Source organism: Mongoliibacter sp. (assembly GCF_007692705.1).
Classification (GTDB): Bacteria; Bacteroidota; Bacteroidia; order Cytophagales; family Cyclobacteriaceae; genus Mongoliibacter.
On record NZ_REBN01000234.1, the window covers coordinates 1 to 9549 of the forward strand.

The 9549-nt window shown below is 42.3% G+C and carries 7 protein-coding genes; 2 read left to right on the plus strand and 5 right to left on the minus strand.

All coding sequences use genetic code 11. The features are described 5' to 3' along the window. Positions 1–121: 121 nt before the first annotated feature. The 5 genes from EA341_RS16495 to EA341_RS16515 form a co-directional block, all read right to left on the minus strand. On the minus strand, positions 122–1057 hold the full coding sequence (locus EA341_RS16495) for a phosphoribosylaminoimidazolesuccinocarboxamide synthase (RefSeq protein WP_293016271.1): 936 nt from the start codon (positions 1055–1057) through the stop codon (positions 122–124). Between the two features lie 68 nt (positions 1058–1125). After that, positions 1126–2235 (minus strand): toxin-antitoxin system YwqK family antitoxin, encoded by a 1110-nt coding sequence (locus EA341_RS16500; protein ID WP_293016272.1) that lies wholly within the window; start codon positions 2233–2235, stop codon positions 1126–1128. Positions 2236–2472: 237 nt separating this feature from the next. Further along, positions 2473–3651 (minus strand): acetyl-CoA C-acyltransferase, encoded by a 1179-nt coding sequence (locus EA341_RS16505; protein ID WP_293016273.1) that lies wholly within the window; start codon positions 3649–3651, stop codon positions 2473–2475. Between the two features lie 120 nt (positions 3652–3771). Continuing rightward, positions 3772–4614 (minus strand): hypothetical protein, encoded by an 843-nt coding sequence (locus EA341_RS16510; RefSeq protein WP_293016274.1) that lies wholly within the window; start codon positions 4612–4614, stop codon positions 3772–3774. Between the two features lie 23 nt (positions 4615–4637). After that, the gene (locus EA341_RS16515) at positions 4638–5603 is read right to left on the minus strand and encodes a VWA domain-containing protein (RefSeq protein ID WP_293016275.1); all 966 of its coding nucleotides are present in this window, start codon (positions 5601–5603) and stop codon (positions 4638–4640) included. A 111-nt stretch (positions 5604–5714) separates the two neighbouring features. Here EA341_RS16515 and EA341_RS16520 point away from each other — a divergent pair, with 111 nt between their 5' ends. Together EA341_RS16520 and EA341_RS16525 are read left to right on the plus strand one after the other, a co-directional pair. Then, a complete protein-coding gene (locus tag EA341_RS16520; protein WP_293016276.1) occupies positions 5715–8108 on the plus strand; it encodes a TonB-dependent receptor in 2394 nt (797 codons plus the stop codon). Beyond that, positions 8108–8950 carry a DUF4249 family protein gene (locus tag EA341_RS16525; protein WP_367127713.1) on the plus strand — a complete coding sequence of 281 codons (843 nt, stop codon included), beginning with the start codon at positions 8108–8110 and terminating at the stop codon, positions 8948–8950. Before EA341_RS16520 ends, EA341_RS16525 begins: the two co-directional genes overlap by 1 nt. Positions 8951–9549 lie beyond the last annotated feature (599 nt).

Consider the following 9549-nt stretch of genomic DNA (forward strand, 5'->3'; position numbering starts at 1 on the left):
TAGCCTGTCCCGACTTTCGGGAGAATCTTCGCATGGTTTACAATCATCCCAGTGTATGATATTTTTGTCATGCCTGCCTGTCCGGTAGGCAGGCTCGATTTCATGATCTTCTATTTTCAATTTATATATGTGTCAATATAGCTTTTTCAATATCTTTTTCAAGAGAATCTGAAGGGGCTTTTTCAAATTTCTCCCCCGTAATTTGCTCAAACAATTCTATGTACCGCTCTGATACTTCGTCTACAAATTGTTGCGGCATCTCGGGAACTTCCTGCCCTTCTTTTCCCTGGAACCCATTTCTGATCAACCATTGTCTTACAAATTCCTTTGAAAGCTGTTTTTGGGGAAGCCCGGATTCCTGAAGACCATCATAGCCATCTGCATAGAAATACCTCGAGGAATCAGGTGTATGAATTTCATCTATCAATAAAATTTCATCTCCATATTTTCCGAACTCATACTTTGTATCTACCAATAGCAAGCCCATTTGTTTGGCCATAGCACTGCCCTTTTCAAATAAGGCATAGGTATATTTTTCCAAAACCTCGTAATCTTCCTCACTTACAATGCCTTGGGCCAATATTTCCTCTTTGGAAATATCTTCATCGTGCCCTTCACTGGCTTTGGTAGTAGGAGTGATGATGGGACTGGGAAGTTTATCATTTTCTTTTAAGCCTTCCGGCAACGAAACCCCGCATATCATTCGCTTCCCCGCTTTATATTCCCTGGCAGCATGTCCGGCAAGATAACCCCTGATCACCATTTCCACTTTGAAAGGCTCACACTTTTTGCCGATTGTTACTTGGGGATGAGGGGTGGATTCCACCCAGTTGGGGACAATGTCCGCTGTGGCATGTAAAAATTTTGCTGCAATCTGATTCAAAACCTGCCCCTTATGCGGAATAGGCTTGGGCAATACCACATCAAATGCGGAAATCCTGTCACTGGCAACAATAGCCAATTTGCTGTCAAAAATATAGACATCCCTAACCTTGCCCTTGTAGAACCCTTGCTGATTGGGAAACTGAAACTGTGTTTCTTTGATTGCTCTGCTCATCTTATTTTATCAATTGAACAAAAATAGAAAAAGCTTCCTTTTTTGGAGTCTTTTAACTGGCTTATTCATCAATTATTTATTTCTTCTTTGAGAATTTCCCCAATCCTACGGCCTTCTTTGAACTGACGTTCCAAAATCAATACTCCATTTTCGTTGTAAACCATTTGCGTACCGTGAGGACTGCCCTTTACAAATGGCATTGTTTCCTTAATTTGCCCATTCTCAAAATATTTCACCGCTGTACCCTCTTCCTGACCATTGCGGTAATATACTTCGCGTTCTTTTTCTCCATTGGGGTAGAAGGCAATCAGTTTTTGGATATTGCCCAAATCATTATAGCTGGCCACTTCCTGAATGCTTCCATCGGGATAATAGGAGGTAATGTCTCCAACTGGATCTCCTCTCTTATATTTTGCCTGTTCGGCAACCTGGCCGTTTTCGTGATAGCTGACAAACTCACCATGGGGATCACCTCTTCGGTACTTTCCTTTTCTGGCAACAGACCCGTCCTCATAATAACTTATGGTGGGACCATGTTGGTACCCTTTTTTATAGGAAAACTTGGATTTTAACTTTCCTGAAGGATAATAATTGAGTTGCTCTCCTTGGATATCTCCCTTTTTATATGTTGTGCTGGCCCGTAGCTGACCATCCTCATAGTACTGTTCGCGTACACCATCCAATAATCCATCCTTGTAAAAGGCTTTCTCCAAGAGATTGCCTTCCGGATTATAATCATAAGTCCAGCCATCCGGCCTGTTATTTTTAAAAGTTGCTTTTTGTCTCGTGATTCCTGATTCAAAATAACTGATCACCTCACCTTCCAATTGATCATCCACATAATGAAGCTCCTGCGAAATTTCCCCTGATTGGTAATAATTCCTGGAAGGTCCTTGTTTGAGGTTGTTTTCGTAATGTATGATGCGAAGAGTATCTTGGGAATTGGGGAAAAAATCAATAAAAAGACCCTCCTTTTTATCATTGCTCAATTGGCCAAGCACAGCCAAGCTCCCCTCTTCATAAAAGAGCTTGTACTCACCTTCCGCCACACCATTGACTTTTCGGTAAACTTCTCTTACAATTCTTTTTTCTTCGTCATAAAAAGTCCTAACAAGTTCCTGACCATAAGTGGTAAGGTGGGTGAAAAGAAAAAACAAAAATACTAATCTGATTTTCATCAAGAGGGTTCCGGTTGTCAAATGAATTGAAAAAGGAGCGGTCTCATACATTAACTCTCCAAACTTTTATCCAAAATCTAATTTGCGTTTGTTGATCAAGCTTTGTGTCTTGGAGCCTTTGTGGTATCCACTATCAATTTGGGCTACAAAGACTCTAGTGGCTTAATGCTAAACCCTAAACTTTTTTTGGGTACTGAACTGGGAGAAAGACATATGAGACAGCCTCCTCAACTTGAATTATACTTTTTCTATTACAATAGCGGAAGCGCCACCACCTCCGTTACAGATTCCTGCCACTCCTATTTTGCCTTTTTTCTGATGCAAGACAGAGTTGAGTGTGGCAATGATCCTTGCACCTGAGGCTCCTAGTGGATGACCAAGAGATACCGCTCCACCGAACACATTCAGCTTGTCCTTGTCTATGTTCAACTGTCTCTGATTGGCAATGGCCACAGCAGAGAATGCTTCGTTGATTTCATAGAAATCCACATCATTTTCAGTGATACCGGCATTTTTGATTGCTTTTGGTATGGCCAATGATGGTGCTGTGGTAAACCAGATAGGATCTTGGGCCGCATCTGCAAAGCCTCTGATAATGGCTAAGGGTTTCAAGCCCAATTCCTGAACTTTTTCCTTACTGGCCAAAACCAAGGCTGAAGCACCATCATTCATGGTAGATGCATTCGCAGCTGTAACGGTGCCTTCTTTGTCAAATACCGGTCTTAGGTTGGGGATCTTTTCAAAAACTACATTCTTAAACTCCTCATCCTCATCGATGATTATGGTTTCACCTTTTCTTCCTTTGAATTCCACAGGAACTACCTCATCCTTGAAAGCGCCTGCTTTCCAAGCCTCAGCGGACCTTGTATAAGATTGTATGGCGTACTCGTCCTGCTCTTCTCGGCTGATATTCATTTCTCTGGCGGTATTGTCAGCACAATTTCCCATTGGAAACTTGTAGTAAACTTCAAACAGACCGTCTTTTACCAAGCCATCTACCATCTCCGCATTGCCATATTTGTAGCCAAACCTGGCCTTTGGAACATAGTAGGGAACATTGGACATGCTTTCCATTCCACCAGCCACAACAAGGTCATTTTGCCCCGTCATAATGGATTGGGCTGCAAACATCACTGCTTTCATACCCGAGGAACATACCTTATTTACCGTAGTACAAGGTACATTGTAGCCAATTCCTGCGCCGATGGCCGCCTGTCTGGCAGGTGCCTGCCCAAGGTTGGCCGAAATCACATTGCCCATCAAAACTTCTTCCACCTGATCCGGAGCTACATTGGCCTTTTGAAGCGCACCTTTTATGGCAATACTTCCCAATTCTACGGCTGTCAATCCTGATAATTTACCTCCAAAACTCCCTAAAGGAGTCCTTACTGCTGAAACGATATATACTTCTTTCATTGGGTTTATATTAGTTTAGTTATTTTTTTAGAAACGAGATGCGAGATGCGAGAAGCGAGATGCGAGATACAAGAACCAAGAAACCAAGAGCTGCTTTCTTAACTCTTAACATTTAACTCTTTACCACTCCGGTAGACCTCGTTCAGGTCTCTTGGTGGGTTTCTTTCGGTTTTGCTGGATATACCTCAGCTCTGCAGCGTTCATTGCTTCAAGTATCTGGGCCGCCTGCTCGGGAGTAAGGTTCATCTCCTGTAATTGTTCACGGAGTTTTTCCATCTGTTTTTCTCTTTCACTCAGGTCAGACTCCATTTCAGAAGGATCCTGAGAATCACTTTCATCCTGTGATTTTTCTCCCTCTTTGTCATCTTTTTTCTGGGATTCGGAAGCCTCATCTTCGTCAGTTTGCTCATCACCTTCCCCATCTTTATTTTCCTGGGAATCGCTATCCTGATCTTGATCCTGTTCATCCTGATCGTCCTGATTTTCGGAATCCTCTCCCTGATCGTCCTGATCTTGCTGGTCCTGCTGATCTGGGTTTTCTTCCAACCACCTTGCCAGAAGCTCATAATTGTACCTCGCAGCCTCATTGCCTGGATCCTTGATCAAGGCAAATTTGAAGGCACCCAGCGCCTCTTCGAATTCCTTTTCATTGGCCAAAAGAATTCCTCTTTGATTAGAAGCGAATGACGCAATGAATTTATCAGATGAGGTGATCAAACTTGAATAGGTTCTTTGGGCTTCTTCCAGGTCTCCATTGTAATGGTAACTCAAGGCCAAATTGAAATTGGCATTTGGAGAATCCACACTGAAATCAGTCTTCAGCGCCAAGTGCTTTTCTACCGAAGCCTCATAATCAGCTTCTGCATAACTGCGGGAAGCTTCTTTGATGGCTTTGTTCTTTTTCCCAATGTCTGTAAGGGAAGAAGGGATAAGCAGAAATATGAAAAGAAGATATTTTGTCATGGATGTTATTATACTTGACGGAATCACAATTTAATGGTTCTGAATGGCAATACCATATCCAAAATGGCCAGGCTTATTGCAGCAAGCAGGAAATAGAAATATTTATTGGCCGAAGCTTCTACCATTCTGGATCCAGTTACCGAGCCTTCCACTCTTTCTATGGCCTGTATCAGGTCGGGGATTTCCTGCACCTCATCCGAAAGTTCAAAGTATTCGGCATTGGTCTGTGAAGCAATCAACCTCATATTTGCAGGTTCTATCCTGGTAATAGCAGGCTGATTTGTCTTTGGATCAACAATCAGACCATTTCCCCTCGGAATGGTGCTGCCTTCAGCTGTACCTACACCTAAGGTAAATACACGTATGCCGGCATCATTGAGATCTGCTGTCAATCCTTTGAAATTATCCGCAAAGTCCTCACCATCTGAAATGAGTATGACCGACCTGGATTTATTTTCATTCGTTTCCTCTGCTTCAAATTTACTCAATGCCATCGCAAGAGGAGCACTGATATCTGTTCCCTGTGCCGGCACCAAATAGGTGTTCAACCCATCTAAATGCAGCTGCAACACATTTTGATCGAAAGTGAGTGGGCATTGAATAAAAGCCTCAGAACTGAAAATAATTAATCCAATTCTATCTCCTGCAAATTGTTTGACAAGATTTTTAAGCTCAAATTTGACCCTTTGAAGCCTGCTCGGGCCAATATCTGTCGCATTCATGGAATGTGAGAGGTCTATGGCAATAAAGATGTCCCTTCCTTCTTCCTTGATTTCTTTCATGGAGGTTCCAATGGATGGTCCTGCCATGGCAATCAAAAACAGTAAAAAGTAGGTTCCACGCAACAGAAGTTTGATAATCAACCTGTGTTTGCTTACTTGAAGCTTTTTATTGATCCAATAGAATCGAAATAAGTATATCCCATACAGCAGCGTGAAAATTATTGCTAACCAAATGAGGAGTGAGTAGTCCGGAAATGCCCAAATCATGCCCTGAAATTATAAAATAAAGATGAAAAGAAAAGGATTAAGAATTTATTGGACTAATTTTCAACAGCCAACGGTCAATATCCGTTAGGTAATCAAAATATTGATAAGAGCATGTGTTTTTTATACCGTTTGGTGATTGTGTTAGGGTGTTTCTTTTTGAGTTTTTCATCTTTTGCACAGCAGGATAATATTCTTAAAGGTTCGGTTTATGAGTATGAAAGCGACGAGGCGCTTCCAGGAGCAAATGTATATTGGGAATCTGACCCCCAAAAGGGAGTCGTCACCGATATCAATGGCAATTTTACAATTCCTATCATCGAATTACCAGCTAAACTGATTATTAGTTTTATAGGGTTCACTGAAAGCGTACGCTTGATACAGGAAAAAGATATCGCAAAAGATGTTAAATTTTACCTCAGACCCGAGGAACTCTCTTTGGAAGAGATCATCATTCTGGAAAGGCGACCCGATCAAAATGTGAAAAGTCTGGATATGGGAAAGTCCGTTGTCCCTATACAAACGATTAAAAATATCCCGGCATTGTTCGGAGAAGTAGACCTTTTGAGGAGTTTACAGCTTTTACCTGGGGTGCAAACAGCAGGGGAGGGAACCACGGGCCTGTTTGTCAGGGGTGGTTCCGCAGACCAGAATCTTGTCCAGATTGACGGAGCACCCATTTATAATCCTTCTCACTTTTTTGGATTCTTCTCGGTATTCAACCCTGATGCATTGGAAGGAGTGGAGTTTTACAAGGGAAATATTCCTGCAAACCTTGGTGGAAGGCTTTCTTCTGTCATTGATGTTTCCTTGAAAGAAGGTAACTACCAGAAAGTAAGAGGGGAAGGAGGAATAGGTACCATCAGCTCAAGGTTGACTGTCGATGGCCCCCTTTTCTCTGACAAGTCTTCTTTTGTGCTTTCAGGAAGAAGGACCTATGCTGATGTTTTTTTGAGACTGTCGCCAAATGAAAGCATCAATAACAACAGTTTATATTTCTATGACCTCAGTGGTAAATTCACCTTCAAGCTAGGAGACAGGGACAAACTTTCTTTCTCTTCTTATTATGGGTCGGATTTCTTAGGGCTTTCTGCCCAGTTTGGCTTTGGCTGGGACAACTGGGTGAGCTCCGCAACCTGGAACAGGAATATCAATGAGCGTACTTTTTTTGACCTCAATACCTACCACAGCCGCTACAAGTATATGGTCAATTTTGTGGATGATGACAATGGCTTCGATTGGGACAATGTCTTGTCAGAAACCGGGACAAGGGCTGAGTGGACATTCCTACCCAATGAGAGTACACAAATCAATTGGGGCTTTCATACCCAATTTTATCATTTTGCACCCATCAACCTGGAACCTGCACCTGGATCAGCCATTGAACCTATTTTTACAAATCAGAGAAATGGTTGGCAAAACAATGTCTTTATAGCAGGCAGTACGGACATCAATGCCAGGATGAGAATTGAGGCAGGTTTAAGGTGGGGAATTTACCATAGGGTGGGCAGAGGAGTACAATACCAATACTCAGATGAACAACCTAGCCCCGAATCAGCCATACTGGATACTTTACAGTTCTCGGGCTTGGAAAACATGAAATTTTACCAAGGTCTTGAGCCCCGGGTGTCTATGAGGTACCTGCTCCAAGATAACCTTTCTATCAAAGCAGCCTACAACAGGACTTTCCAATACATTCAGGTGGCAACAAACAATTCTGCTGGGCTTCCGCTGGACAGGTGGGTGCCGGCTGATGCCTTTGTCCCACCCATCAGGGCAGATCAGATTTCTATAGGATTGTTCAAAAACCTGAACCAGGACAGATGGGAAATTTCTGCGGAAACCTACTATAAGGATTTTAAAAACCTTGTGGACCTGAGGCAGGGTGCCAGTGTGATTTTGACGGATAATGTGGAAACTGAATTGTTGACAGGAAATGGCTATGCCTATGGTGCGGAATTTCTCCTCAGGAAAAATTCAGGGAAATCCACAGGTTGGTTGAGTTATACTTATTCGAGAACATGGAGAAGAATTGAAGGGATCAGCAATGACAGGTGGTACAATCCCCGTTTTGACCGTCCACATGACCTCACCTTGGTCGTCAATCATGAGTTCAACAAACGATGGTCTGCAGGAATGACCTTTATCTATACCACCGGGCAGGCTGTCACCTTTCCTGTTGGATCTTATGAAGTGGATAACCAAAGACTACCCCTTTATGGGAGTCAAAGGAATGCCGACCGATTCCCCGATTACCATAGAATGGATGCATCTGTCACATGGAAAAATGAGGACAAAGGAAGAAAATGGAGGGGCAGTTGGAACTTCAGTATCTACAATTTGTATGGAAGGAAGAATCCTTTCACATACCAATTCACGGATATAGTCAATGGAGAAATCAATTTTGATGTGAGTTCAGGACAAGAAATAGTCAGTAGAAGACCGGGAGTCGTAATGACTTACCTCTTTACTTTCCTGCCTGCTCTTACTTATAATTTTCAGTTTTAATGATGAAGCGATATAAATATTTTATTACCCTCTTTTTGCTCTCCGCAGCGTTATTTTCCTGTCAGGAAGAAGTATTTCTTGACTTGGCTTCCGTAGAAAAAAAGCCCGTAATCGAGGCTTTTTGGACAGACAACGGAGCTGTAAATTTTGTAAAAATATCAGCATCAAAGGATTACTACGATGAAGAAGGGAATGAAGTCATTGAAAATGCTGAAGTATCCATTACAAATGTGGACTCAGGGCTTTCAGTAGATTTTAGGTTTTCCCCACAATCAGGCAGGTACCTGCCATCGAATAATTTCGGTGGAATTCAAGGGGAGACATATGAACTGAATGTGGTCATAGGAGAGAGTGAATACATGTCCAGAGGAACCTTGTTGCCACCACCTACTTTGGATAGCATAAGGTATGAATTTAAGGAAGAAAGGGTCTTTCGGGAAGAGGGCTATTACTTGACGGTCTTTGGGGACATACCTTTTACTGATAATAATTTCTATAGAATCAGGTTGGTCAGAAACGATACCTTACTCAATAGCCGCAATGACTACCTGCTTTTTGATGATACCTTTGGTACTTCCATCCTCAACCGTGGATTTGAATTGGGAGGTTTTCCATTTAGGGAAAATGACAGGGTAAGGCTTGAACTCTTTCGACTCAACAGAAATGCCTATAATTACCTCAACCAAGTGGTCAGCCTTCTTTTCAATGATGGAGGACTGTTCAGCCCCCCGCCTCAAAATCCTGTATCCAATATTGAATTGGTGCGCGGAAATACAGAAGCATTGGGGTATTTTATGGTAAGTCCCTTTTTAGCTGCTACAGTTATTATAGAACCTGATTGATTTGAGTTATAAGTATGCGGTTTTCTGTAAGTTGAGTCGCTATAACCAAGCTTCAACCTTAGCCTATGCCGTATCCATTTCAATATATCAATCCCTGATTAGAGAGAGTACAACCCTTTACGGTGGTTTTTTTCACTTCATTATTCCTGCCCGAAGCAGGCGGGCGAAATTCGATTTCCATTATTCGATATTTCAATTTCAGCCTCGATTCCTGTAAAGACTTATCCCTTGGCCGTGCAATGGCCTTTTGATTACATTGGTCCATGGGTTACGGCGGAAAATAAGGGATAAGATATTTTAACCTTCAACCTTACTCGAACTTTTATCGATACACGCGGGTGGGAATGAAAATGGACCGGGCCAGCGGAGGCCATGTGGGTTGATAGAGCCAGTCCCGAGTTTCGGGAATTCCATTTTCTTGCCCCGATAGCTATCGGGGTTCGCCTATTTTTTTATCAAAGCCTGTCCCGAATTTCTCGGGAAAAAAATAGGCTTTATAAAAGAGATTTAAATCAATTTAAGGATAAAAAAAATAAAATCAACTTTCTTCAAAATCTCTCATATCAACCTCGACCCACTCACGGCCCAAGAGCCTCGAT

Bases quoted from the DNA above. Each gene is read 5' to 3' on its own strand.
- EA341_RS16495 (WP_293016271.1), bottom strand. From the start codon at position 1,057: ATGAGCAGAGCAATCAAAGAAACACAGTTTCAGTTTCCCAATCAGCAA.
- EA341_RS16500 (WP_293016272.1), bottom strand. From the start codon at position 2,235: ATGAAAATCAGATTAGTATTTTTGTTTTTTCTTTTCACCCACCTTACC.
- EA341_RS16505 (WP_293016273.1), bottom strand. From the start codon at position 3,651: ATGAAAGAAGTATATATCGTTTCAGCAGTAAGGACTCCTTTAGGGAGT.
- EA341_RS16510 (WP_293016274.1), bottom strand. From the start codon at position 4,614: ATGACAAAATATCTTCTTTTCATATTTCTGCTTATCCCTTCTTCCCTT.
- EA341_RS16515 (WP_293016275.1), bottom strand. From the start codon at position 5,603: ATGATTTGGGCATTTCCGGACTACTCACTCCTCATTTGGTTAGCAATA.
- EA341_RS16520 (WP_293016276.1), top strand. From the start codon at position 5,715: ATGTGTTTTTTATACCGTTTGGTGATTGTGTTAGGGTGTTTCTTTTTG.
- EA341_RS16525 (WP_367127713.1), top strand. From the start codon at position 8,108: ATGATGAAGCGATATAAATATTTTATTACCCTCTTTTTGCTCTCCGCA.